Genomic DNA, 25550 nt, shown 5'->3' on the forward strand with positions numbered 1-25550 from the left:
AGGCGGCCCCGCAGGGCCGCGTGGGCTCAGAAGTCGTAGGTCAGCCCCAGCCAGACCTGACGCCCCGGCTGGTAGATCTTGTAGGTGTTACCGCCCCACGACAGGGTGTCGCTCTGGTTCTTGGTGTTGAGCAGGTTGTTGATCTGAGCGTTGAAGCCCAGGCCGTGTGCGAACGCCGGCTTCCACTGCACGTTGGTGTCCCAGCGCCACAGCGAACCAATGCGTGCCGAGCTGTACTTGCGTACCCGCAGGTTGCTGTCGGGCAGCGGGTAATAGCCGTCTACGCCGGTGTCGTGCTTGTACACCTGGTCGCGGCTGCTCTCCCAGGTCAGGCGGTTGAACAGCGACACGCCGTAATCCTGCCAGTTTGCTTGCCAGTCGACGTTGAGCTTCCACGGTGCGTTGAAGTCGCTGGCGGGCAGGTCTTTGGCATCGATCACTTTGCCTTCGAACCAGGCTTTGCTCGGGTCCAGCTTCATGCTCAGGTCGATGTCGCTGTAGCCCAGCTCAAGCGCGGTGTCGCTGTGGGTGCGTTGCCAGGCCAGGGCGGCGCTGAAACGGTGCTCGGCATACAAGGCGCGCAACGGTTCGATCATGCTAACGCTCAGGTAAACGTTATCGCTGTCGGTTTTGCTGTCGTTGACGAATTCCTTGATCCCGCGCTCGCCACGGACGCGGCTGTCCGGGTACTTGGGCCGGCTGCGCACTTCGTTGCGATGCTTGCGGTTGACGTACTGAATCGCCCACAGGCTGTTGCCCCAACGCTGGTCCAGGCCGAGCATCAATTCATCGCTATAGGGCGTCTTCAGTTTATCCAGCCCTTCGTAATCCGGTGTCGCATCCCAGGTGCCGTCGCCGGTGTCGATCATCGGCCAGCAGTCTTCGTAGCAGTGTTTCAGCCCGCCGTTCTGCGCGCCGTACAGCGCATAGGTGAGCATGGAACTGCCGTAGTAACGGTTGGCACCGGCCTTGAGCACCGTCGCGCCGTTGCCAAAGGCATCGAACGACACCGACAGACGCGGCGCCACGTTGTTCTGGTCGATGAAGTCGTCGCGATCCAGGCGCAGGCCCGGGCGCACGGTCAGGCGGCCCCAGTCCATCTCGTTTTCGGCGAACAGGTAGTAACTGGTGTAGCGGGTGCTGGAAGAACCGGCGAAGAATGCATCCACCTGGCGCAACCGGATGTACTCTTCGAACATGTCGTAGTTGGCAGCGAAATAGGTCTCTTCGCGTTCGAACTTGGCATCGACATGATTGAGCCCGGCACCGAGAGTCACGCGGTGCCCTAGCCCGGCAGCGAACACGCGGTCGAAGGCGAACTGCCCGGACAATTCTGCCGTGTCCTGGTAACTGTTGAGGCTACCGGGGCCGCCGTAGTTATAGGTGATGGGGTTGCGCCAATCGGTGTAGTCCAGCAACGACACACGGTAGTCGGTGTCGCTGTCACGGATGTCGGTCATGTGCCGGTAGCTGGCATTGAGATCCAGTTGCCCCAGCGACGTCAGGTGTTCCAGCTTGAGCATACTGGCCAGGCCATCATGGCTGTTGTGGTAGCCGGAGTTGGCCACGGTGTTCTGGAACATCTGCTCCTCATAACCGGAGTACAGCACCGTCCAGTGCACGGTGGTTTCCGGGGCCGCATACCAGCTGAACTTGGTTGACAGGTTGTCGGACTGGCGGCGTTGCAGGCGGTTACGGGCCGGGTAATCGAAGTCGCTCAGCACGCCGTCCGTGTACTCAAGGCCCGTTCCACCCAGGTCGCGCATGGGGATCTTCGAGTCCCGCCGCGAAGCACTGATGACCACCCCGAGGTTTTCCGCCAGTTGCGTTTCGGCCCACAAGCCGTAGTCACTTTTCTGGTAGCTGGGCTGGAAGCGCGACGGGTGCGACATGCTGTTGTTGGAACTGTCGAAATCCAGGCGGTCATCGGTGAAGGTGGTGTTCCAGTCGGCGTCGGTGTGGCGGTAATACAGTTGCCCGGCCTGGCCACCGCGCCAACTGCGCGAGGTAGCTTCCACCACGCCGCCGGTGAATCCGCTGTAGCGCGCGGAAATGTTCGAGTCGTGCACCTCCAGGCTGTCGATCAGGCGGCTGTCGAGGTAGAACCCCTGCTCACTGGACGTGCCTGAAGCCATGGTCACGCCATTACCGGCGTCCACGGGGTCGAGGTCGTTGTTCATGCGCATGCCGTCGAGGCTGAACAAGCCCTGGTACGGGCGTGAGCCATGGATGGAGATCGAGTCGGGTTTGATCTCGCCTTGGCTCAGGCCGTTCTGGCTGCTGTTGGAAAACTGCACCACGGGGTGGCTGCGCAACAGGTCGGTGAGGTTACTGTTGGCCTGCGGGCGCTGTTCGATCTGCTCGGAGGTCAGCCTGAACGGGTGGGCGAAGCGGTTTTCCTCCTGTACTTCCGGGATGGTGACATTGGTGCTGGGCAGGCGAACGCTGTCTGCCTGCCAGCCTTTGTGCGCCTTGACCAGGTAACCGCCATCGACCGCTTCATAGGTCAACCCGCTGCCTTCCAGCAACAACTGCAGGCCAGAGGCCGGGGTGAAGTTGCCTTGCAACGGTTGTGCTTCAAGCTTGTCGACCAGGCGGGCATCGAAGGCCAGGCGAATCCCGGCGTGCTCGGCAAAGCGCGCAAGGCTTAGCCCCAGCGGCCCGGCGGGCAAGGAGAAATAGCGTTTTTCAGCCGACTGCTCGGCCTGCACAGCAGGCGCAGCAGCGAGTAACAATGAAGCACACAGCAAAGACGGAAGGTGTGGGTGATGGCGGAACATCAATCGGGGATCCTATGCAGTCTCGATGCAATTCCACCGAAGTGGAAATCATTATCGATTGCTATGCCGATCCAGATTGAAAAAGGGACAAAGCCATCCCGTAAATTTTTGGTTCTTCACGGATTGTCGGGGATGGATTGGCTCCTGCATCCGGCCCTGCCGGTGGGAGCGGGCTTGCCCCGCGATGCAGTGTCATTGGCGAAATACGATCGCGGGGCAAGCCCGCTCCTACAGTTCCGAACGCTGTCGCGCGATCCGCGCAGCGAGGGGTAAGAACAAGGCCCAGATCGGCGCCAACAGCAGGCCGGTGTGCGCCCAGCACACATGCCCACCAGCCAACCTGCAACCACAAGGCGTTGCCGATGATCCATCCGCGGCGCATGTTCACTCGCCCGGCAACGGTGCCCGACGTGCCTTCGGCGTAGCCCACAGTAACTGCGCCACGCTGATCGCACGCTCTTCGAAGCCGCCTTGGCAGTAGCACAGGTAGAACTCCCACAGGCGCTGGAAGATGTCGTCGTAACCCAACTCCGTCAGCGCCGTGCGCGCCTGACGCAGGTTGTCGCGCCAATGGCGCAGGGTGCGTGCGTAGTCCTGGCCGAAGTCTTCCAACTGCACCAGGTTCAGCGCGGTCTGGCGGCTGGCGGTGTCGAGCATCACGCTCAGCGAAGGCAGCGCGCCACCGGGGAAGATGTAGCGCTGGATGAAGTCCACAGAGCGGCGCGCCTGGGTATAGCGCTGGTCGCGAATGGTGATGGCTTGCAACAGCATCAGGCCATCGTCCTTGAGCAACGACTCGCACTGGCGGAAGTAGGTGGGCAGGTAGCGGTGGCCGACGGCTTCAATCATCTCGATTGAAACCAGTTTGTCGAATCGCCCGCGCAGGTCGCGGTAGTCCTCGCGCAGCACCGTGATGCGCTGCTCCAGGCCCAGCGCCTTCACTCGTTGGCGCGTATGCGCATATTGCGCGTCGGAGAGTGTCGTGGTGGTGACCCGGCAGCCGTGGCGAGTAGCGGCATGGATGGCCAGGCTGCCCCAGCCGCTGCCAATTTCCAGAAGATGCTCGTCGGGCTTGAGTTCAAGCTTCTGGCAGATGCGCTCAAGCTTGTTCAACTGGGCCTCTTCCAAGGTCTGCTCAGCATGTTCGAACTGCGCGGCGGAGTACATCATGGTTGGGTCGAGCAGGCGCTCGAACAAGGCGTTGCCCAAGTCGTAATGGGCAAGAATGTTGCGTCGAGCCCCCCGCAGGCTGTTGCGGTTGAGCCGGTGCAGCAGGCGCAGGGCTGGACGCCCAAGACGCGCCAGCCCGCTTTCCATCGCGTCGAGCACATCCAGGTTGGCAACGAACAGACGGGTCACCGCTGCCAGGTCAGGGCTGCGCCAGTAACCGTGGATGTAGCCTTCCCCCGAGCCAATCGAACCATTGCTGGCAATCAGGCTCCAGGCCGCGTCCTCAAGGATCTCCACCTCAGCTTGCAACGGGCTGGCCGGGTCGCCAAAGCTCCATTGTTGCCCCCTGCTGAGCACTCGCAGATGCCCCAGGCGCAACCGGCGTAACTGAGCGAGTACGGCGTTTCTGGCGAGGCCGCCAAGCAAGGGGATGATACCTGCGGACTTGCTAACGCTCAGGGTGGGATCGGACATTATCGGAGTCCTCGCGGGGGTGGCCGAGCACCAGGTTGCCCCGGCTGGCGGTGTGATCGTGGACGGGGGTGCGCTTGAGCAAAAGGCGCAGGGCTTGCCAGTAAATGGCTGAGACGGTACGCAGGCTCATCCACGGGAAGGTCAGGATGTGGCGATGCAAGGCGGCGCGATTCAGTGGTAGGCGTTGCAGTGCCAGGTCGGCTTCGAACACTTTGTGCTCCGCACGCCAATTTTCCATGTGGATGCGCAGGCGGTGTTCATCGAGCAGGACGCGCACGTGGTAATCCATGTCCGGCGGCAGGAACGGTGAGACGTGGAAAGCCTTGGCCACGATGAACGCGCCTCCCCGGCCTTCCTGCACCGGCAGCACATAGTGAAAACGTTCGCGCCAAGGCGTGTTGCGAACCTCCAGCAGGATCGCCGCCAGTTGCCCATCCAGCTCATGGCAGAAATAGAAACTGACCGGGTTGAACGACACCCCCCAGCAGCGCGGCTGGGTCAGCAGGTGCACGGCGCCCTCGGGGAGGCGCCCGGTGGCCTGTTCGACCAGCAGGCGTGCGGCTTGGGCCAAGGGTTCACCGTTGCGGGTGAGCTGTGGCAAGTAATCGGTCTGGCGCCAGCTCAGGGGTGCCCACCGCGAGCGACCTAACCAGCAAGACAGGCTCAGCAACCAGGGTTGCTCATCCAGGTCCAGGTAGAACATGCCGACCCGATAGCGGAAGGCATGCTGGCGAGGCGTCAGGCGCCGATGACTGACCCAGCCTTGGCACAGGCGACTGTTCATAGGCGCTCTCCGAAGCACTGCGCCACCTGCAACGCGCTGAGCACGCCGTCTTCATGAAAGCCATTGCCCCAATAGGCGCCGCAGTAATAGCTGTGCTGGCAACCCTGCAGTTCAGCGTGGCGGGCCTGGGCGGTGAGGGCGGTGAGGCTGTATTGCGGGTGGGCATAGTTGAAGCGGGCGAGGACCTGCGCCGGATCCACCTGGGCGTTTTGGTTGAGGCTCACACAGAAGGTGACGGGCGCTTCGATCCCCTGGAGGATGTTCATGTCGTAAGTCAGCGCTGCGCCAGCGTGCTGCGGGTCGCCCAGGCGATAGTTCCAGCTAGCCCAGGCCTTGCGCCGGCGGGGTAGCAGGCGGGTGTCGGTATGCAGCAGCACCTCATTGTCTGCGTAGGTAATGGCACCCAGCACCGCGCGCTCGTCCATACTCGGCGCACCCAGCAGCGCCAGGGCCTGGTCACTGTGGCAGGCGAACACAACGGCGTCGAAACGCTGCGTTCCTGCTGCGCTGAGCAGGGTGACACCCGCCTCGTCGCGGTCGACCCGATGGACCGGGCAATTCAAACGGATGCGCTCAGCGAAAGGCCGGCACAAGGGCGCCAGGTAGCTACGCGAGCCCCCCTCGATCACCCGCCATTGCGGCCGCTGGTTCACCGACAGCAGGCCGTGGTTGCGGCAAAAGCGCACGAAGAACTGCAACGGGAAAGCGAGCATGTCAGCCCGCGACATCGACCAGATCGCCGAGCCCATTGGCATGATGTAGTGATCGATGAAGCGCTGCCCATAACCCTTTGCCCTGAGGTAGCTACCGAGGGTGGCGGAGTCGTCGATACGTTGTTGGTCAAAGTCCGCGAGAACCTGACGATTGAAGCGCAGGATGTCTCGCAGCATGCCCCAGAAGCCGGGTGATAGCAGGTTGCGGCGTTGGGCGAACAAGGTATCCAGCGTGTGACCGTTGTACTCGAAACCCGTATTTGGCTCATGCACCGAAAAGCTCATTTCGGTGGGGCGCGTAGCGACCTGCAGGTGCTTGAGCAGGTTGATGAAGTGCGGGTAGGTCCAATCGTTGAAGACGATGAAGCCGGTGTCTATCGCATACGCTTGACCTTGGCATTGCACATCAACGGTATGGGTGTGGCCGCCCACCCAGGGGGCGGACTCGAACACCGTGACCTCATGCTGGCGCGACAGCAAATAGGCGCAGGTCAAGCCGGAGATGCCACTGCCAATGATTGCAATACGCATGAGTGGCTATTCCTGTCTTGTGGGGGCCAAGCGTCTGCCCAGCGCCAGGCGCCAGCGCGCCGGCAGGGCGCCCAGCAGTCGCAGCACCAAGGTGAACAGGCAAGGGAAGTTGATCTCCAGCGGGCGTCGGGGCAGGCGCTTGATGATGTGCTCTGCGGCGCGCTCGACACTCCACAGTTGGGGCATGGCAAAGTCGTTTCGGCGGGTTAGTGGTGTGTCGACAAAGCCGGGGTTGATCAGCGTGACGTCTATACCCTCGCTGATCAGGTCGATACGCAGTGATTCGATCAGGTAGCGCAGGGCTGCCTTCGATGCGCCATACGCGCCTGCGCGCGGCAGGGCCAGCCAGGTGACCGAGCTGCCGGTGACCACCAGATGCGGGTGTTCGCCGCGACGCAGCAGCGGCAGTGCCGCCGCCAGGCAATGGCTTACCCCGAACAGGTTGGTGCGAACCACTCGTTCGACGAGTGTCGGATCGAAGCGGCCGGGTTCGAGGTACTCACAGGTTCCGGCGTTGAGGATAACCAGGTCGAGTGCGCCCCATGTGCGCGCAATCTGTTCGACGATAGCCGTTACGTGTTCGGGTACATCGACATCACCGATGGCCGCCAATGCCTGCCCTGGGTAGCGCTCCAGCAACAGCGACAGGCTCTCGGCTCGGCGGGCGCCCAAGGCGACCTGATGGCCTTGCTCCAGCAAGCGCGTGGCAAGCGCCGCGCCAATGCCGCTGCTGGTGCCGGTCATCCAGCAGCGGCTCATGCCAGCCTGCCTTTGAGCCAGCGCACCGCGCCGCCCATGATCGGCACGTGCTCGTACAGCAGCGCGCCTGCATCAAAGTAATCCTGATGGAAATAAACCCGCTCTTGCCACCTCAGGAAACTGCAACCCTGCAGGCTGACAGGCTTGCCGTGGGCCAGTCGGGGGTGACGGAAAGCCAGCGACCAACGCAAATAGCCTTGGCCCGGCTGGACTTCGTCGGCACCGGCGAAGGCGTAGCGAATGTCCTGGGCGTGGGCGTAAAGCGCCGCGAAATAAGTGCGAAGGGCTTGCAGGCCATCGATTTGATGCAAAGGGTCACGGAACTGTACATCATCGCTGTACAAGTCTTCGAGGCAATCGAGGCTTTGCCCATCAAGCTTGGCAAAGCGTTCGGCGAAATGTTCCAGGTAAATGGACATCCGAGGCTCCCGATAATCCTGTACAAAATTGAATTTATGTACAAGTTATAGGGAAAGCCTACGACTAAATCTATACAAGTCAACTTCCTTGTATAGATTTTTCCAGCTTTGCGTTACGAACAAAGGTAGGAGCGGGCTTGCCCCGCGATTGCGGTGTATCAGTCACATCTTATCGCGGGGCAAGCCCGCTCCTACAGGTGGTGCAAGACAGTCTCCCACCAGGCGCAGTTCAATCCCCCATCCCCTGCATTCGCAAGCACGCCCGCCAACTCAGCTTGCGCTTCACCGGCGCCACCACAGGCTGTTCCGCCGCCATGACCACCGGAACATCGCGCAAGCGCACCCACGGCTCGCTCTGCCAATACAACAAACTTGCCGTGTGCCCACCCGGCCAGCACATCCGCCCCAGGTGCGGCAGGTCTGCCATCGCCGATTCCTGCCCATCGCGCAACACTGCTACCACCTCGTGGGTCAGCCAGTGCCGCAGGTGGCGGTTTTCCGGAATGTGATGGTGAGCGAGAAGGGTATAGGCACCCGACTCGCTGACCATGGTGGTGGTTTGGTATCGACCGTAGCGCAGCAGCTGCACAGGGCGATGCTGGTCCGGGTCGAGCTTGCGGATGCAGTGTTGGTCGTAGAAGCGTCCGGTCATTCGGCCCAGTTCGTGAGCGCAGAACCAGGCCTGGGATTCCAGCCAGAGGGTATGAAGCGGGCGATTGTGGCGCGTGAAGAGGGTGGGGGCGTGAGCGCACGTCTCGATAGGCATTTACATTACCTCCGTGTAGATCAGCCATTTCAAGGCTGGGTGTCGGGAGCTAAGAAACCCCACACGGTAGGCCGGACGTATTTCCCTTTCAGGTCTTGTATTAGCCCACTCCCGACATAACAGAGTGTTTCATGCGCGCAGCAGTAAACCACACGCACAAAAATGCCGCATCTGTCGGGAGCGGGCTCAGCCGCCGTGGAGGCGTTTCTTAGGCGCCACGAGCGAAGGTAAAAGGGATCGCGCCCAAGGGCAACAAGCAAGGCTGTAGGCTATTTCTGAAATGTGTTCATGCGCATCGACGGACGCTACAGGAAAGCGACGTCTGCACGTCGCGTTCCTGAGCTCAAGGCAGATCAGTGCATCGGCTGGAGCTGCTGACCACGACGTGCCGAGGCCGGCTCGTGCCCTTCCTCGGTCTCGACGATAGGCACTTCGTTGCCGTCATAGTCGTACAGTTTGCCATCGCGGAAAACGTCGCCCTCGATGAGCCCGGCGATATCCCGGTAACGCAGGGTGCGCTCACTCGCAGCAACAAAGACTGACTGCTGGTCGGAGTTGCCCTGACGCAGATGGTTGAACAGCAGGTTCAGCAGGATAGCCATGATCGCGGCGGAGCTGATGCCCGAGTGGAAAATGGTCTCGAACCATGCCGGAAAATGATGGTAGAAGCTCGGCGCGGCAATGGGGATCATGCCGAAGCCGATGGAGGTGGCGACGATGATCAGGTTCATGTTGTTGCGATAGTCGACCTGGGCCAAGGTGCGAATGCCGCTGGCGGCAACGGTGCCGAACAGCACCAGCCCGGCACCGCCGAGCACGGCAGTGGGCACGGCGGCGACCAGGCGTCCCATCACCGGCAGCAGCCCGAGCGTCACCAGAATCAGCCCGGCGGTGGCGACCACATAGCGGCTCTTCACCCCGGTCACCGCAACCAGGCCAACGTTCTGCGCAAATGCACTTTGGGTAAAAGAACCGAACAGCGGCGCCAGCGCGCTGGAGATCATATCGGCGCGCAGGCCGTTGCCAAGGCGCTTGGAGTCGACTTTGGTTTCGATGATCGCGCCTACGGCCAGAATGTCGGCAGAGGTCTCGACCATAGTCACGATAATCACAATCAGCATCGACAGAATGGCGGCGACCTGGAACTGCGGAATACCGTAATGCAACACTTTGGGCAGGGCCACCAGCGGGCCTTCAAAGGTTTGCGAGAAATCGGTCATGCCAACGGCGGTTGCTACCAGGGTGCCAATGACAATCGCCAGCAGAATCGACAGGCGCGAAATGCTCGCGCTGCCCAGTTTGCTGAGCAGCAACACGGTGACCAGGGTAAACGCCGCAAGGCCGATGTTGGCCATGCTGCCGAAATCGGCGGCCTGGCTGTTGCCGCCCATGGCCCAGCGCGCGGTAACCGGCATCAGGGTCAAGCCGATGGTGGTGATGACAATACCTGTCACCAGCGGCGGAAAGTATTTGATGATGCGTGAGAACAGCGGGGTGATTAACAGGCCGATCAACGACGACACGACCACTGCCCCGAACACCACCGACAATCCGCCCGTGCCGTCGCTGCCGATGATGGCAACCATGGTTGCGACACCCGCGAACGATACCCCTTGAACCAGTGGCAGGCGGCAGCCGAAGAAGGGAATGCCCAGCGTCTGCAGCAGAGTCGCCAGGCCACCGGCGAACAGTGATGCGGCAATCAACAAGCCGACCTCGGCAGATGACAGGCCGGCAGCCTGACCGATGATCAGCGGGACTGCGATGATCCCCCCGTACATCGTCAGCACATGCTGCAGGCCATAGGCCAGGTTGGGGCCAATACCGAGGTTCTCGTCTTCAGGACGAGATGAAGCGGGAGATGTCATGGTGAGTAGCTCGCTTTTTTTATAGTGATGCGTCTAACAGCACGGTCTCAGTCGCAGTTGATGCTTCTGTGGGTACAGCAGGTGTTGCGCCGCTGCGCTCAGCATCGAGCGCAGCGGTGTGAAAGGGTCAGTCGCCGCTGACCAGTTGATGGGCCAATTGGTTGTGGCGCTCCAGCACCACGGGCAGGTCGATGGTGGTGATGCGGCCATCCTTGACCACCACCCGACCGTTGATCACGCTGGTATCGACGTGGGTCGGGGTGCAGAACACCAGGGCCGCCAGCGGGTCGTGATGGGCGCCGGCATACGCCACATGGCCCAGGTTGAAGGCGACGAAGTCGGCAATCATGCCCGGTGCCAAAGTGCCGATATCATTACGGTTGAGCACCTTGGCGCCACCCAGCGTGGCGATTTCCAGCGCTTCGCGAGCGGTCATCGCATCAGGGCCAAAACCGACGCGCTGCAGCAGCAGCGCCTGGCGTACTTCACCAATCATGCTTGCCCCATCGTTAGAGGCCGAACCGTCGACCCCCAGGCCTACCGGCACACCGTGGTCGCGCATCTTGCGGATAGGCGCGATCCCCGAGGCCAAGCGCATGTTCGAGCATGGGCAGTGGGCGACCCCGGTGCCGGTACGGGCGAACAGCTCAATGCCGTGCTGGTCGAGTTGAACACAGTGGGCATGCCAGACATCGTGGCCGACCCAGCCCAGGTCTTCGGCGTATTCGGCCGGTGTCATGCCGAACTTCTCGCGGCTGTAGGCGATATCGTTGACGTTCTCTGCAAGGTGCGTGTGCATCGACACACCGTACTGGCGCGCCAGCACTGCAGCTTCACGCATCAGGTCGCGACTGACCGAGAAGGGCGAGCAGGGCGCCACGACCACGCGCAACATCGAGCCATGGCTGGCGTCATGGTAGTCCTCGATCAGGCGCTGGGATTCCTTGAGGATGTCGCTTTCCTTTTCCACCACGGAATCGGGCGGAAGCCCGCCCTGGCTGCGGCCGACACTCATACTCCCGCGTGCGGCGTGGAAACGCATGCCGATTTCTTGCGCCGCATGGATGCTGTCGTCGAGCTTACAGCCGTTGGGGTAGATGTAGAGGTGGTCACTGGAGGTGGTACAGCCAGAGAGAATCAGCTCCGCCATCGCCGTTTGCGTCGATACCGCAATCATCTCAGGGGTGAGCTTTGCCCAGATGGGGTACAGGTTGGTGAGCCAGTTGAACAACTCACCGTCCTGAGCCGCCGGCACTACACGGGTGAGGCTTTGGTACATGTGGTGGTGAGTGTTGACCAAGCCTGGAATGACGACTTTGCCGGCCATGTCCAGAATTTCATCGGCGTGTTGCGGCAGGGTCTCGCTAGGGCCGACCTGCTTGATCACGTTGTCTTCAATGAACATGCCGCCGCGACGGATCTCCCGGCGCTCGCCATCCATGGTGACCAACAGTTCGGCGTTCTTGACCAGTAAAGTTTTTGGCATACGAGTGACTCTCTCGATTGTTGTTCGATTGCAGCTGAATTCGCTTGCAGGCACTGCTGACGGCTACTGTGGCCCGAGCGCAGTTACGCCCACGCGCTGACGCAGCGTGACGGCGCACCACATGAGCGCTGATTAACGCGCAGGCAGATGTCCGCAAAAGCGCGGCCCACGGTTAAAAGCCGAAGCGATTCACGGTGCGTGTGGGGGTGACGGTATTAGGAGGAACGAGTCGTTCTTGCGATGGCTGAAGCCTGTACCGCGGTGAAGGTTGAACGACATTCGAAGAGGGCGCTCGAGCTGATCGAGCTGAAGTGGGTGTTGCATGGCGTAAGACCGTCGCAATATGCATCGGCGATTACCGACGTCATAGGCGTGCGATACTGTAATCAAAAATTCTGGTTTTTGTACACAGAAATAATCGTGGGGTTGGCCGCAAGAGGCGGCCTGTAGCAACTGGATCAAGGACATTGGACTTCCAGACGCGATTGCAGTAACCGCCAAGCGGGAGCGCAACAGGCTCATGTATTACCAAGCGTAATAGCTAAGACCCTTCTTTCTATTTATAGGTAATTCACGGCTGGGGGTAACATCCCTTCCATGCACCGGGATGCGTCGAGCAGCACAGCTGCGAGCCCATGCATGGTTTCGCCGATCAGCGGCCGCCGCTCCTTCCATAAGAACAAGTAATAGAGGAACTCGCATGTCTTTGTCCGTCCCGCTCACCCGTGAGCATTTCGAACGTCTCGATCACGATGATCCCCTGGGCAACTCGCGTGCACAATTTGATCTTCCGGCGGGTGAGATCTATCTCGATGGCAACTCGTTGGGTGCGATGCCCGCTCATGTCCCTGCTCGCATCGAGCGAGTGCTGAAGCAGGAGTGGGCCCACGGCCTGATTCGCTCCTGGAATGACGCCGACTGGTACCCTGCGCCGCAGCGCGCCGGCGGCAAGATCGCCCGGTTGATCGGTGCGGGGACCAATGAGGTGATCGTTGCCGACTCCACCTCCGTCAACCTGTTCAAGGTGCTGGTAGCGGCTATTCGTATGCAGCCAGGCCGCAAGGTGATCCTCGGCGAACGGGGCAACTTTCCGACTGACGTTTATGTCGCCTCCGGCGTGGCCGAGTTGACCGGTTGCGAGCTGCGTTGCGTCGAGCCGGACGAGGTGCTGGCAGCGCTGAACGAAGAGGTCGCAATCCTTTCCCTGACCCATGTGAACTACAAGTCTGGCCGCCGCTACGACATGGCAGCAATCACGGCGCGTGCCCACGAAGTCGGGGCCTTGGTGGTCTGGGATCTGTGCCACTCCGCCGGTGCCATGCCCATTGACTTGAACGGCGCCCAGGCCGACTTCGCCGTCGGTTGTGGCTACAAGTACTTGAACGGCGGCCCTGGTGCGCCGGCGTTCGTGTATGTCGCCGAACGCCACATCCCGCAGGTGCGTCAGCCGCTGACCGGCTGGCACGGGCATGCTCGGCCGTTCGACTTTACCCACGACTACGAGGCGCATCCGACCATCGACCGCATGCTGGTGGGTACCGCTCCACAGTTGGGCATCCTGGCCCTGGAAGCGTCGCTGGAGGTGTTCGACGGCATCGACATGAACGTACTGCGCAACAAGAGCGTCGCGCTCTGTGATCTGTTTATCGAGCTGTGCGACGAACAGTTGGCTGGCCTGGGCGTGACGCTGCGCTCACCGCGCGATGCCGCGCAGCGCGGCAGCCAAGTGTCGCTGGCGCATGCCAATGCCTACCCGGTGATGCAAGCGTTGATCGCCCGCGGGGTGATCGGCGACTTCCGTGCCCCGGACATCCTGCGCTTTGGTTTTGCTCCGCTCTACAACAGCTACGTGGACATCTGGGACAGCGTTCAAGCGCTGCGCGAGGTACTTGCCAGTGGCGAATGGAACGCTCCGCGCTTCATCGCCAGGAAGTCGGTGACCTGATCCCTTCTTGACCAGACCTGAGCACTCGAACATGACAAAAATAACAAGCTCTTTCGATAACTTGGTTCAGCGTGAGCAGGGCCTTAAACAAAGCTTGAGCAGCGGCCAGCTGTCGATGATTGCCATCGGCGGCGCCATTGGCACCGGGCTGTTCCTCGGCAGTGGCTTTGCGATTGGCTTCGCCGGTCCCAGCGTGCTGCTGAGCTATAGCATTGGTGCGCTGATCGCGCTGCTGCTGATGGGTTGCCTGGCGGAAATGACCGTCCGCCACCCGACTTCCGGCTCCTTCGGCTCTTTCGCCGAGTTCTATGTGGCGCCCTGGTTCGGCTTCCTGATTCGCTATGCGTACTGGGCGTCCATCGTATTTGCGGTGGGCACCGAGATCACTGCGGCGGCCATGTACATGAAGTACTGGTTCCCGGACGTGCCGGGCGGCTACTGGATGGTCACATTCTCGGCGGCGCTGGTGTTAAGTAACATCCTCAGCGTCAAGGTCTTCGGTGCAATCGAGTACGTATTCTCTCTGCTCAAGCTGTGCGCCATCGTCGCCTTCATTCTGTTGGGCGCCTGGGTGGTTTATGGCGCGCCGGCGGATTCGTCCATCGGTTTTGCCAACTATACGAATGATCGCGGCTTCTTCCCCAACGGCATGTGGGGCACCTGGGTAGCGGTCATCGTGGCGTTCTTCAGCTACCTCAGCATCGAGATGATCGCGGTGGCAGCCGGGGAGGCCAAGGACCCCAAGCACGCAGTGACCAAGGCCTTTCGCATCACGGTGGTGCGCCTGGTGGTGTTCTACCTGCTGACTATCGCACTTGTCCTGGCGATTTTGCCATGGGGGCAGAACAACGGTGGTCAGAGTCCTTTCGTCACCGTGATGCATGCGACCGGCGTTCCCTATGCTGGCGCGGTGTTCAACGCGGTCATTCTGATCGCGGCGCTGTCGGCGATGAACAGCCAGCTGTACATCACGTCGCGGCTGATGTTCAGCCTGGCGCGAGCTGGCCAGGCGCCGGCGATGTTCGGCCGCGTGAACACTCGGGGCGTGCCGGTGGCGGCGCTGCTGCTGTCGTCGCTGGGGATCGGGCTGGGCACCCTGCTGTACATCGCCTACCCGGAGGATGCCTTCACCCTGATGATGTCGATTGCCATGTTCGGTGCGATGTTCACCTGGGCCGGAATCTTCCTCACCCACCTGTTCTTCCGTCGTCATCAGGACAGTGCGTCCCTGGAGTTCCGTCTGTGGGGCTACCCCTGGACCAGCCTGGCCGGCCTGCTGCTGATGCTGGCGGTGATGCTGACCACGATGTTCACCGAGGAGTTCTCCCTGACGCTGGTCTGTGGCGTGCCCTTCCTGCTGGTGATGGCGCTGATCTACTTCCTGCGCTTTCGCAAGGCCCGTTCCGTCGAGGGTGAGGCACCTAGCCCGCTGCCGATTCGGCGCTGAGTCCAACCCGGCCTGATCTGCCGATCGGGCCGTCGATTCCCTGAACAATTAGTCCCCGGGCGCTTCGCCGTCCGGGTGGGGAGCGGCTTGCCCGCTCACCTCGAGCATTCAGTCGTACGAGGATGATATGCGCGCATTCCGCTCAGCCTTGCCCCTGATTCCTGGCCTGCTGTTCATGCCGGCCCACGCGGCGACGGTGTCCGCCGAAGGCTGGGGCAACCTCGTCGAAGGCAGCCAGCTCAAGCTGTTGTTGCGCAATTCCTACTTCAATCGCAGCAAGCAAGCGGGTCGCCCCGACCAGCGCGACTGGACCCAGGGTATCAACCTGGACTTCACCTCTGGCTTCACCCCCGGCACCCTCGGAGTCGGGGTGGATGCATTCGTCTACCAGGGGCTCAAATTGGATGCCTCGGCGGGCAAGACTGGCACCCGTAACCTGCCGGTGCACGATAACGGCGAGCCGGCCGATGAGTACGCCAAGGGCGGGGCGGCGTTGAAGTTGCGGCTGTCGAAGACCGAGCTCAAGGTCGGCGAGCAGCGCCCGGATACCCCGGTATTTGGCGTCAGCCACTTTCGCATCGTGCCGCAAACCGCAACGGGGCTGACTCTGCGCAGTCGGGAGCGCGACGACCTGGATTTACAGGTCGGCCATTTCACCTCAGCCACCAGCCCGGTAACCACCAATGCCGATGGTGACCTGTGGGCAGTCATGGCCGAAGTCACCACGCCGCGCGCCGACTATGCCGGCGGTACCTGGCAATGGGCGCCGGGGCACTCCCTGGCACTGTACGGCGCAAGATTCGAGGACATCTGGTACCAGGGCTATGCCAGCTTGAATTCGCGATTCGTGCTGAACGACGAGCGCGAAGCGGGGCTGAACCTGACCCTGTACCGGACCACCGAGACCGGCGCGGCGCGCGCCGGCGAGATCGACAACCTGACACTAGGTGCCTCGACCTACCTGCGCCAGGGGAGCCACCGCTTCCTGCTCGGGCTGCAGAAGGTCCGCGGCGACACCCCCTTTGACTACCTCGGTGTGGGCGACAACGACAGCAAAGGTCGTAACGGCAACGACCAAGGGGCCTCCATCTGGCTGCCCAACTCGGCCCAGTTTTCCGACTTCAACGGCCCCCATGAGCGGTCCTGGCAGATTCGCTACGACTATTCGTTCGCGGGCTTGGGGCTGCCTGGCGGCTCGATGATGGTCCGCTACATCCAGGGCGATCAGATCGATGGCAGCGGGATTGCGCTCGGCAGCCCTTACGCCGGGCGCTATGGAGACGACGGCTCGCATCGCGAGACCAACCTGGAATTGCGCTACGTGGTGGCGTCCGGACCGGCCAAGGGGTTGAGCTTTCGGCTGCGCCAAGCCTGGCATCGCGCTGATGCCGGTCAGGGCTCCGGCGACCTCGATGATTTTCGGCTCATCACCGATTACCCGCTGGAGATTTTCTAACGCCTCGCGCAAGGCGGCCTGTGCGCAGGCAATGCGCTCAAAGAAGTTGTTCGGAAAGGATTCCGGGAAAGGTGAAACGCAAAGATTGCCCGATGGGGCACTACCAAACGGAGTAAATAATGAAAACAAAGCTGATCTCTGTTAATCCTGGCAATGCATACAAACGCAGTCGCCTTGCGCTTTCGCTGGCGCTCGCACTGGTCGCCAGCGCGAGCCTGCATGCCCAAGAGCATGCCCCGATGAACATCGTCGACCCCATCGTCAAGCGTCTGACCGAACTGGGACCGGAACGCATTCCGCCGGAACCGGCTCCGGGCAGCTATGGCATGGACAAGGCCACCGGCAAGTTCATCTGGCCGGTAGCCACGCCGTTCTCCCATGAAGGCAAGCCGTTCCCTGGCGAGTTGGATCACTGGGACACCAAGAGCTACATCAAGAACATGAAGGTGGAGGCTTACTACCCGATCGCGGTTGAGCCCTTCCACACGTGGCAGAACATCGTCGACTTCGCTGGCAAGCGCTACCTCTACCAGTACGTGCGCCGCGACCTGAAGATCTTTGATATCACCAATCCCAAAGACGTGAAGGTGCTGCTGTCCAAGGGCGCACCTTGGGGGGTGGAAGGCCCGGGTGAGGAGGTCAACCCGTATCCTGCGGACGACTTCTTCGGCGCCGCGTCGATCCAGTGGAACAAGAAGCTTGGCAAGAACATCATGGTGCAGTCTTTCGAGACCCGCCGTTTCGGCGTGCTGAGCGACAAGTATCGTGAGCCAGACAAGGTCGAAGCCATCCGTAAATCCAAGCACCTCAAGGGCTTCAAGGTTTACGAGATGAATGGCCCGTTGCCCGAGGACTGGAAGCTGATTGCCACTCGTACCACCGACATCGAGCACCCGGATGCGCCAATCGGCGAGCAACAGGGCTCCGGCTCACGCGACATTCCTGCCTACTTCGGCGGCGATGTGATGTATGTGGCGGCTGCACCGAGCGACAACTATGCACTCACCGAGTACCCCAACGATCTGTACAACTCAGGCTATCAGTCCTGGGATATGTCCGATCCGAGCAACCCCAAGCTGCTCGACGTATTGACCGTGCCGGGCCAGATTATCGGCGATCCTGAGCACGAGGCTGTGTTCAAGGCCAACCCGCGCGCTGGCAACCGTGCGTCCTGGATGGGATCACGTGCGTCGCTGTTCATTCCCAAGCCGGTGGAGCAAGGCGGCAAGTACGGTTATGCGGCCATGGGCGGCATGGGCCTGTACGTGGTCGACATCACCGACTCGGCGAACTTGAAGGTGGTCGGCCATCTCGAGTTCCCGGTCAGCGTGGCCGGCACTGAAGGCGACGGCATCGATGTGAGTCAGGTGGAGAAGACAGGCCTGATCTACTTCAGCGGCTACCCGCTGACCGAGGACTGCTACGAGGCGGAAAAGCCGATCTACGCCGTGGATGTTCGCAACCCGACTAAACCGGTGATCAAGCACACCTTGCCGATGCCGACGCCACCGGCCGACGCCGAGTTCACTGACTTCTGCCAGCGCAAGGGCAGCTTCGGTCCGAAGCGCAGTGGCTATTACACCCAGCCTGGGGTATCGCGTGACGGCATCCTGCCGTACGCCTACTACAACGCCGGTGTGCAGGTCTTTGATGTGCGCAACCCAGACAAGCCGACCATCGGTGCCTACTTCGTACCGCCGTACGACACCAAGAACGTAGTGAGCTGGGCCATGGGCAACCTCACCCACGGCACCTACACCGAGTACGACCGCAACCTGATCTGGGTCTTCACCAACCACGGCTTCTATGCGTTGTCGACCCCGTTGCTGGGCGAGCCGAGCTTCGAAGCGCCGAAGAAGATCTGGCCGCCTCGGGACTGATCCACCCCCGCAAGAACCAGTCATACCAATAAAAAACCAGGCCGCGACAGCAGGGGAGTGCTGTCGCGAGCCTCTACTCGTTCTATCGGAGCATGCAATGCGCAAACTTTTACTCATTCTGCCGCTGGTGAGCGGTTACGCCTGCGCGGACATCGCAGACCTTCAAGACGTCTCGGGCATCGACGTTATTGAGCTTTCCGGGGTCATCGACGTCAACTACGAGGTGGCCAAGTCCGGCGGACACACCGAGGAGCGTGCCAACGGCGGCGGCTTGAGCGCCAACCGCCTGCAACTGCACATGCAGGAAGCGGTCACCGACGACCTGTCGCTGAACTGGATTTACCAGGCGCAGTACAACCCGCATTCCGATGATGATATCGGCAAGCGCGAAACCTACTTCGAGGTCATTTCCAAGCGCTGGGGAACGCTGAGCGCAGGCCGCCGGGATACCCCGTCCGCCAACGCCTACGGTTATGCTGACCCGTTGTACAACAACGACTACAGCCTGATCAGTAACGTGATGGTGTTCTACGCGCCGTGGCGTGAAGACGGCTTGCTGATGTACATCAGCCCGCGAATCAATGGTTATGAGTTCCGCGGTGGCGTCTCCAAGGGTGAGGACGATGGCAGCCGCGACGGGCAAGTCATCAGCGTCGCCGTGGATCGCTGGACCGACAGCCCCTGGTACTTTTCAGCTGCTGTGGACCGCAAGTACCAGCGTAACCTGTGGGACAAACACACGATGCAGCAGTCCACCGACGCCTACCTGACCGCGGTGTACAGCATGGGCAAGACCGACCTGTCGGCGGTGTTCCACCGCTACGTGGGCTACTACGCCTACGCGCCCTGGGTGGATTTCGAATCCAACGGCAACGACCTGCAGCTCGGCATGCGCCACAACTTCGGTAACAAACACAATGCCACTGTCAGCTTCATCTACAAGGACGACCGCAAGGATGAAGCACTGAGCGATGCCGCGGCAATCAGCCTCGGTTACATCTACAACTACGACAAAAACATCGACCTCTACGGCGTTTACGCTTACATCCATCACAAGCGGGACAGCGAGATCCGCTATCCGGTCAGTTGGAGCCTGGACAGCCCGCTGCCGAACGAGAACCCGCAAGGCCTGCAACTCGGCGTGCGCATCAAGTTTTAAAGCCCCGCATCCCCGGCAGTGGCCGGGGATGCGCCTTTCTTACCGGGTTGGGCGGCCGGTCGAGCGTCCAGCCTTCTGACCGGAAGCCTCCCATGAACCGCTCCTTCGGTTTTGGCAGCAAGTTGCTGCTGGCCACCTCACTGCTGGTGGTCACCAGCTTCAGCGTATTCACACTGTATAACGATGCACATCTGCAGACCGCGCTCGGACACACGTTGGAGAGCCGCTTGCACAATGCTGGGCGGCAAGCCGCCAATACCGTGCAGCTCTGGCTGGGCGGGCGCCTGACACTGATCGAGCAGGCCGCGCAGGGCATTACCCAGCAGGGTGTCGAGCACGATGCCAGCAATCACCTGGCACTGCAGGTGATGCGCGACAGTTTCGTCCATGCCTACCTGGGGCGAGCCGATGGTACCTTCCAGATGTCGTCGGACGATCCACCTCCGGAGGGTTACGACCCGCGGCTGCGACCCTGGTACGTGGCCACCCGCAATAGCCAAGGCACGGTTGTTACCGAGCCGTATCAGGATGCAACCGCTAGCCAATTGATGTTGACCATCGCCGTTCCGCTCAGGCAACAGGAGCATTTACTGGGCGTGGTGGGCGGTGACCTGAGCCTGGCGACCCTGGTAAAAATCATCAATTCCCTGGATTTCGACGGCATAGGCTACGCCTTCCTGGTCAGCGCCGACGGCAAAGTGTTGGTGCATCCGGAGCAGGACAAGGTGATGAAGCACCTGCGTGACCTGTACCAGCAAGACACGCTGTTACCGAGCGCCGACTTGCGCGAAGTTGAATCCGCTGAAGGCACGCGCATCCTGACCTTCTCGCCAGTACACGGTTTGCCGACGGTGGACTGGTACGTGGGCATCTCGGTGGACAAAGACAAGGCCTACGCCATGCTCAGCGAGTTCCGCACCTCGGCGCTCATCGCCACGCTGGTGACCGTCGTTTGCATCATCCTCCTGCTGAGCATGCTTATCCGCGTGCTGATGCAGCCACTGCGCACCATGGGCCGCGCCATGCAGGACATCGCCGAGGGCGAGGGCGATCTCACCAAGCGCCTGGCGATACAGGCCAAGGATGAGTTCGGCGAACTGGCCGAGGCCTTCAACCGCTTCGTTGCGCGCATTCACGGCTCGATCAGCGAGGTGTCTTCGGCAACCCGCCAGCTCAACGATCTGGCCAAACGGCTGGTCGATGCGTCCAACTCGTCGATGGTCAATTCCGACGAGCAGGCCAACCGCACCCACAGCGTCGCCGCTGCGATCAACGAACTGGGAGCCGCAGCTCAAGAGATCGCTCGCAACGCCGCCGATGCTTCGCGTCAGGCTTCTGATGCTCGCCAGCAGGCTGAAGGTGGTCGTCAGGTGGTCGACTGTACCCTCACCGCGATGCATGAGCTGTCGGCAAAGATCAGCAGCTCCTGCGTCAACATCGAGCAACTCAACAGCAAGACGGTGAACATTGGCCAGATCCTCGAGGTGATCAAAGGCATCTCTGAGCAGACCAACCTGCTGGCCCTCAACGCCGCCATCGAAGCCGCCCGTGCCGGCGAGGCGGGTCGTGGTTTCGCCGTAGTCGCCGATGAGGTGCGCGGTTTGGCGCAACGCACGCGGGAGTCTGCGCAAGAAATCCACTCGATGATCGATGAACTGCAAGTCGGTGCGCGTGAGGCGGTGACTGCCATGGTCGAGAGCCAGCGCTATAGCGAGCAGAGCGTGGAAATCGGCAACAAGGCTGGGGAGCGCCTTGGCAACGTGACTCAGCATATCGTTGAGATCGATGCGATGAATCAGTCGGTAGCCACCGCTACCGAGGAGCAGACCGCGGTGGTCGATTCGTTGAACCTGGACATCAGCGCAATCAACATCCTCAACCAAGGTGGTGTGGAGAACCTGCGTACCACCCTGGGCGCTTGCGCTGAGCTGGAGCGCCAGGCCAGGCGCTTGCAACAACTGGTCGGCAGTTTTCGGGTCTGATGTTGTGGCTGCAAGCTGCAAGCTGCAAGCTTCAAGTATTCCGTAAAGAACCATAAAAAAGCCCCGTATCCGATCAGGGATACGGGGCTAAAAGGCCAAGTGGCCGGAACAAAAGAATTCAGAGACTGAAGAACTCTCGGGCGTTTCCGCCAGCAATACGACGCTTGTCGCTTTCAGACAATGACGGGTGCTCCAGGACGCCAGCGCCGATCTGCTGCTCCCCAAGCGGAAACGGTGCATCGGAGCCCAGCATCACACGATCGGTCCCCATCACATCAACCAGCAGCTTGAGCGAGCGCTGGTCGAAGACTGCGGAGTCGACGTAGAAGCGTTTGACATAGCTGGAGGGCAGGTTGGGGCAGTCTTCGCGGACAATGTCGCGGTGCAGCCATGCGTTGTCGACACGGCCAAGCAGGAACGCGAAGCCACCACCACCGTGAGCGAAACAAAGGCGCAGGGACTCGGGCAGGGTTTCGAAGGCGCCTGAGAGAATCAGCGAGAGGATGCCGAGCTGGGTTTCTGCCGGCATGGCGACCAGCCAGGGCAGCATCCACTTCTTCATGCGCTCGCGGCCCATCATGTCCCACGGATGCACCAGCAGAGGGATGTTCTCGCTGGCGCAGTGGTGGAGGAATGTCACCAGGCCATCGTGATCAAGGTCGTGCTCGCCGACGTGGTTGCCGATTTGCACACCGATGTGCCCACAGGCCTTGGCGCGGCTGGCCTCGCGACAGGCGGCGTCAATGTCCTGCAGCGGCACCTGGGCCAGCACCTTGAGGCGCTCAGGGGCGTGGGCAGCCATTTCCACTGCGCGGTCATTCATCAGTTGCGCCCAGGGCAGGGCGCGTGCAATGGGCTGGTCGTAGCCGAACATCACCGGAGTGGCGCACATCACTTGAATGTCCAAGCCTTGCTCGTCGAGGTGTTCGAGGCGACGCACCGGGTCCCAGAGTACGTCGTGCACCGGGCGGAAGGGCTTGTTGCCAATCATGATCTGCCCGCTGCGGCCTTCGGTATGCAGCCATGGCGCGCGTTCGGGGCTCAGCCGGGCGGCTTCTTCCTGGCTAATGAGGGGGAAAAAGTGCGAATGGATATCAATTTTCATGCGGGGTGGAACTCCTGGAGTGTCTGGTGCCAGGTTTGCCAATCTCGGCCGGGATGGACCTCACCGCATTCCAAGCAGCGGCGCTCTTCATCTGTGGTGGCGTAGAAACGCTCGTACACCGGTGGCAGGTCGGTAACGATACTTTCCAGTTGCATCTCGTAGCGCTTGGTCAGCTGGCCGCAGCGGGCGCAAGACCATTGCAATGCGTCATACAGCCCGGCGGGGCGCTGGCGCTCGATCACCAGGCACAGGCTGCCGGGCTCGGGGCGCTGGGGCGAATGGATGACATGCGGCGCCATCAGGTAGATGTCGCCTTCCTTCAGGTACACCCGCTCATAGTTGCCCCGGTCCCAGATGTTCAGGTAGGCGTTGCCCTTGAATTGGTAGAAAAACTCTTCCACCGGGTCGTCGTGAAAATCGGTGCGCTGGTTGGGGCCGCCGACCACGGTGACCATGAAGTCGCTGCCATGCCAGATCTGCTGGTTACCTACCGGAGGCTTGAGCAGGTGGGCGTGGTCTTCGATCCAGCGATTGAAGTTGAACGGCGGGCTGAAGTGATGCTTGTTCATTATTATTATCTCAACGTGAACGGGGCGCGTAGGCGACGGCTTTGATCTCGATGCGCAGGTGCGGGTGCGGCAGTTGGTGTACGGCGACGGTGGTACGGGTCGGCCCGGTTTCGTCGAAGTACTCGGCATAGACTTGGTTGTATCCACCGAAGTCGTTTATATCGACCAGGAAGGTACTGATCTCCACCAGGTTGTCGAGGCTGGCGTTCTCGCTGGCGAGAATGTCACGTATGTTTTCGATGACCGCGCGGGTTTGTGCGCGGATGTCCAGGTTGGTGGTGCCCATCTCATCGACTTCGACACCGACGAAGCTGTTGTCCGGGCGACGCGAGCTGGTGCCGGAGACAAACAGGAAGTCGCCGGCACGTTTTATGTGGGGGAAGCGGCCGCGAGGCTTGGCCTTGCCGGCGACGACGGTGGCGCGGTTGTCACTCATGATGCGGTTCCTTATGCGGTTGGGTCAGGGGCGCAGGCTGAAGCTGCTTTCGCCCAGACCCTGGATTTCGACGCTGACGTGCATGCCCGGGCGCAGCGCTTCGGCGGCAGTGGCGGCACCGGCCATTACCAGGCTGCCGGCCGGCAGCACCCGTTCGGCGTCGTGCAGCAAGCGCGAGGCTTGCACCAGGCTACGCAGTGGCTGGCCGAGGATCGCGGCGGTGGAGCCGACCTGTACGGCGCGGCCGTCCAGGCGCATCACCACACCGGCGTTGGCCAGCGCGGAGAAATCTCGCGACCAGGGGCCGACGGTCAGGCCGGAGGAGGAGCAGTTGTCCGCCACCACGTCCTCCAGGCTGAACTTGAACGCTTGGTAGCGCGAATCGATGATTTCCAGCGCCGGAGCGCATGCCTCTACATAGTCCGCCGCTTCCAGCAAGGTCAGCGGGCGGTCGATATCTCGGCGCGTGAGGAAACAGATTTCCGGTTCGGCGCGCGGGTGGATGTAGCGCGCCAGATCGACCAGGCCGCCGTCTTCCTCCAGCATGGCATCGGTGAGCCAGCCCCAGATCAGGCTGTCAACGCCCATCTGGATCATCTTGGCGCGGCTGGTGAAGCCCAGCTTGATGCCGATGCAGCGCTCGCCATCGTCGTAGCGGCGCTGCATGGAAGCACGCTGGATGCGGTAGGCGTCATCCAGCGAGAAGGGCGTTTCAACGCTGAACTGCGCCAGCGGTTGGGCGCGCCGTGCCGCTTGGTCGAGCGCGGTGGCGATGCGGGCGATATCGGTGCTCATGGACGGATCTCCGGGCGCTGGGCCAACAGGTCGAGGGCGACGTCAACAATCATGTCTTCCTGGCCGCCGACCATGCGGCGTTTGCCCAGTTCGACGAGGATGTCGAGGGTCTTCAGACCGTACTTGGCGGCGGCCACTTCGGCGTGGCGCAGGAAGCTGGAATAGACCCCGGCATAGCCGAGGCCGAGGGTTTCGCGGTCGACTCGTACCGGGCGGTCCTGCAGCGGGCGCACGAGGTCGTCGGCAGCGTCCATCAGGCGATACAGGTCGGTGCCGTGGTTCCAACCCAGGCGATCCGCGGCGGCGATAAACACTTCCAGCGGAGCATTCCCGGCGCCGGCGCCCATGCCGGCCAGGCTGGCGTCGATGCGGTCGCAGCCTTCCTCTACCGCAACGATGGAGTTGGCCACACCGAGGGACAGGTTATGGTGGGCGTGCATGCCGGTCTGGGTCTCGGGTTTGAGAAGCGCCTTGAAGGCACGCATGCGGTCGCGGATGTCGTTCATGTTCATGGCACCGCCAGAGTCGGCCATGTAGATGCACTGCGCACCGTAGCGCTCCATCAGTTGTCCCTGCCTGGCCAACTCTTCGGCCGGAATCATGTGGCTCATCATCAGGAAGCCGACGGTGTCCATGCCGAGCGAGCGGGCGTACTCGATGTGCTGCTTGGCGACGTCCGCTTCGGTGCAGTGAGTGGCCACCCGCACCGAGCGAGCGCCGGCATCGTAGGCGGCTTTCAGGTCGTGCACGGTGCCGATGCCAGGGAGCAGCAACACGGTGAGCTGGGCGTGCTCGATCACATCGGCCGCGGCTTCGATCCACTGCAGGTCGGTGTGAGCGCCGAAGCCGTAGTTGAAAGACGAGCCCTGCAGGCCGTCGCCGTGTGTCACTTCGATGGAGTCGACGTGGGCCTGGTCGAGGGCGCGGGCGATGGCCTGGACCTGTTCGAGGCTGTACTGGTGGCGGATCGCATGGCTGCCGTCACGCAGGGTCACGTCGGAGATATACAGCTTCTTGCCGTTCATG

Annotated in this window: 21 protein-coding genes and 1 pseudogene; 8 read left to right on the forward strand and 14 right to left on the reverse strand. The window is 61.6% G+C overall.

Going from position 1 to position 25550, the window contains the following annotated elements; genetic code table 11:
* Positions 1 to 26: 26 nt before the first annotated feature.
* Positions 27 to 2780, reverse strand: coding sequence for a TonB-dependent receptor plug domain-containing protein (locus ACP6KB_RS06535; protein ID WP_442112658.1), 2754 nt, complete (start codon positions 2778 to 2780; stop codon positions 27 to 29).
* Here ACP6KB_RS06535 and ACP6KB_RS06540 point away from each other — a divergent pair.
* Positions 2769 to 3053: a hypothetical protein gene (locus ACP6KB_RS06540; RefSeq protein WP_442112660.1), complete on the forward strand. Its 285-nt coding sequence runs from the start codon at positions 2769 to 2771 to the stop codon at positions 3051 to 3053. The two genes, ACP6KB_RS06535 and ACP6KB_RS06540, sit on opposite strands and share 12 nt — an antisense overlap.
* Positions 3054 to 3164: 111 nt before the next feature.
* Here ACP6KB_RS06540 and ACP6KB_RS06545 read toward each other — a convergent pair whose 3' ends face one another.
* The 8 genes from ACP6KB_RS06545 to ACP6KB_RS06580 form a co-directional block, all read right to left on the reverse strand.
* Positions 3165 to 4424, reverse strand: coding sequence for a class I SAM-dependent methyltransferase (locus tag ACP6KB_RS06545; protein ID WP_442112662.1), 1260 nt, complete (start codon positions 4422 to 4424; stop codon positions 3165 to 3167).
* Positions 4399 to 5208, reverse strand: coding sequence for a DUF1365 domain-containing protein (locus tag ACP6KB_RS06550; protein ID WP_442112664.1), 810 nt, complete (start codon positions 5206 to 5208; stop codon positions 4399 to 4401). The genes ACP6KB_RS06545 and ACP6KB_RS06550 overlap by 26 nt, the downstream gene beginning before the upstream one ends.
* Positions 5205 to 6452, reverse strand: coding sequence for an NAD(P)/FAD-dependent oxidoreductase (locus ACP6KB_RS06555; RefSeq protein ID WP_442112666.1), 1248 nt, complete (start codon positions 6450 to 6452; stop codon positions 5205 to 5207). Before ACP6KB_RS06555 ends, ACP6KB_RS06550 begins: the two co-directional genes overlap by 4 nt.
* 6 nt (positions 6453 to 6458) lie before the next feature.
* Positions 6459 to 7211, reverse strand: coding sequence for an SDR family NAD(P)-dependent oxidoreductase (locus ACP6KB_RS06560; RefSeq protein ID WP_442112668.1), 753 nt, complete (start codon positions 7209 to 7211; stop codon positions 6459 to 6461).
* Entirely contained in the window at positions 7208 to 7630 is a 423-nt protein-coding gene (locus ACP6KB_RS06565) for a nuclear transport factor 2 family protein (RefSeq protein ID WP_442112670.1), read from the reverse strand. Before ACP6KB_RS06565 ends, ACP6KB_RS06560 begins: the two co-directional genes overlap by 4 nt.
* A 229-nt stretch (positions 7631 to 7859) precedes the next feature.
* On the reverse strand, positions 7860 to 8396 hold the full coding sequence (locus tag ACP6KB_RS06570) for a BRO-N domain-containing protein (protein WP_442112672.1): 537 nt from the start codon (positions 8394 to 8396) through the stop codon (positions 7860 to 7862).
* Between the two features lie 353 nt (positions 8397 to 8749).
* Positions 8750 to 10264 (reverse strand): nucleobase:cation symporter-2 family protein, encoded by a 1515-nt coding sequence (locus tag ACP6KB_RS06575; protein WP_442112674.1) that lies wholly within the window; start codon positions 10262 to 10264, stop codon positions 8750 to 8752.
* A 127-nt stretch (positions 10265 to 10391) separates the two neighbouring features.
* Complete coding sequence (locus ACP6KB_RS06580; protein WP_442112676.1) at positions 10392 to 11750, reverse strand: 8-oxoguanine deaminase; 1359 nt, start codon at positions 11748 to 11750, stop codon at positions 10392 to 10394.
* Positions 11751 to 12450: 700 nt separating this feature from the next.
* Here ACP6KB_RS06580 and kynU point away from each other — a divergent pair.
* From kynU to ACP6KB_RS06615, 7 genes and pseudogenes are all read left to right on the forward strand, one after another.
* Positions 12451 to 13695: a kynureninase gene (gene kynU / locus ACP6KB_RS06585; RefSeq protein WP_442112678.1), complete on the forward strand. Its 1245-nt coding sequence runs from the start codon at positions 12451 to 12453 to the stop codon at positions 13693 to 13695.
* A gap of 31 nt (positions 13696 to 13726) precedes the next feature.
* Positions 13727 to 15142 carry an amino acid permease gene (locus ACP6KB_RS06590; RefSeq protein ID WP_442112680.1) on the forward strand — a complete coding sequence of 472 codons (1416 nt, stop codon included), beginning with the start codon at positions 13727 to 13729 and terminating at the stop codon, positions 15140 to 15142.
* A 127-nt stretch (positions 15143 to 15269) separates the two neighbouring features.
* Positions 15270 to 16598, forward strand: a complete 1329-nt coding sequence (locus tag ACP6KB_RS06595) for an OprD family porin (protein WP_442112682.1) — start codon at positions 15270 to 15272, stop codon at positions 16596 to 16598.
* 119 nt (positions 16599 to 16717) lie between these two features.
* Complete coding sequence (locus tag ACP6KB_RS06600; RefSeq protein WP_442112684.1) at positions 16718 to 18478, forward strand: hypothetical protein; 1761 nt, start codon at positions 16718 to 16720, stop codon at positions 18476 to 18478.
* A gap of 97 nt (positions 18479 to 18575) precedes the next feature.
* Positions 18576 to 19637 (forward strand): porin, encoded by a 1062-nt coding sequence (locus ACP6KB_RS06605; RefSeq protein WP_442112686.1) that lies wholly within the window; start codon positions 18576 to 18578, stop codon positions 19635 to 19637.
* Positions 19638 to 19729: 92 nt separating this feature from the next.
* Positions 19730 to 20761 (forward strand): annotated as a pseudogene (locus tag ACP6KB_RS06610) (HAMP domain-containing protein); the annotation flags it as partial.
* A gap of 93 nt (positions 20762 to 20854) precedes the next feature.
* Positions 20855 to 21619, forward strand: coding sequence for a methyl-accepting chemotaxis protein (locus tag ACP6KB_RS06615; protein ID WP_442114266.1), 765 nt, complete (start codon positions 20855 to 20857; stop codon positions 21617 to 21619).
* Between the two features lie 118 nt (positions 21620 to 21737).
* Here the strand turns inward: ACP6KB_RS06615 and ACP6KB_RS06620 are convergent, their stop codons facing one another.
* The 5 genes from ACP6KB_RS06620 to dmpG are packed head-to-tail and all read right to left on the reverse strand — an operon-like array spanning position 21738 to position 25549.
* Positions 21738 to 22724 carry an amidohydrolase family protein gene (locus tag ACP6KB_RS06620; protein ID WP_442112688.1) on the reverse strand — a complete coding sequence of 329 codons (987 nt, stop codon included), beginning with the start codon at positions 22722 to 22724 and terminating at the stop codon, positions 21738 to 21740.
* A complete protein-coding gene (locus tag ACP6KB_RS06625) occupies positions 22721 to 23293 on the reverse strand; it encodes a 3-hydroxyanthranilate 3,4-dioxygenase (RefSeq protein ID WP_442112690.1) in 573 nt (190 codons plus the stop codon). The genes ACP6KB_RS06620 and ACP6KB_RS06625 overlap by 4 nt, the downstream gene beginning before the upstream one ends.
* Positions 23294 to 23303: 10 nt before the next feature.
* Positions 23304 to 23729, reverse strand: coding sequence for a RidA family protein (locus ACP6KB_RS06630; protein ID WP_442112692.1), 426 nt, complete (start codon positions 23727 to 23729; stop codon positions 23304 to 23306).
* A 24-nt stretch (positions 23730 to 23753) separates the two neighbouring features.
* Positions 23754 to 24524 carry a 2-keto-4-pentenoate hydratase gene (locus ACP6KB_RS06635; RefSeq protein WP_442112694.1) on the reverse strand — a complete coding sequence of 257 codons (771 nt, stop codon included), beginning with the start codon at positions 24522 to 24524 and terminating at the stop codon, positions 23754 to 23756.
* Positions 24521 to 25549 (reverse strand): 4-hydroxy-2-oxovalerate aldolase, encoded by a 1029-nt coding sequence (gene dmpG, locus ACP6KB_RS06640; RefSeq protein ID WP_442112696.1) that lies wholly within the window; start codon positions 25547 to 25549, stop codon positions 24521 to 24523. The genes ACP6KB_RS06635 and dmpG overlap by 4 nt, the downstream gene beginning before the upstream one ends.
* Between the last annotated feature and the right edge of the window lies 1 nt (position 25550).

The organism is Pseudomonas sp. NUPR-001 (genome assembly GCF_052147955.1).
GTDB lineage: Bacteria > Pseudomonadota > Gammaproteobacteria > Pseudomonadales > Pseudomonadaceae > Aquipseudomonas.